Annotated in this window: 1 pseudogene; it reads right to left on the bottom strand. The window is 64.1% G+C overall.

Annotated features, from left to right (window positions below):
• Window positions 1-209, bottom strand: a pseudogene (locus AYJ54_RS06715) (IS110 family transposase); the annotation flags it as partial.

The raw sequence follows: 209 nt of genomic DNA, 5'->3' as shown, positions 1-209 counted from the left end.
GTCGTCATCAGCTTCCAGGCGATACGGGCCATCTTGTTGGCCAGTGCCACCGCGGCAAGCTTCGGCGTCTTGCGCCTCAAGAGCTCGATCAGCCAGCGCGGCCCACGAGCGTTTGTCATCGCTTGCTTAACGACCGAGGTCGCCCCCACCACCAGCAGCTGACGCAGTCGCTCATCGCCTGCCCGGGTGATCTTGCCGAGCCTGGTCTT

The sequence above is a fragment of the Bradyrhizobium centrolobii genome, assembly GCF_001641635.1.
Classification (GTDB): domain Bacteria; phylum Pseudomonadota; class Alphaproteobacteria; order Rhizobiales; family Xanthobacteraceae; genus Bradyrhizobium; species Bradyrhizobium centrolobii.
The sequence above is the reverse complement of the archived record's forward strand: the minus strand, read 5'-3'. Positions and strand labels throughout refer to the sequence as shown.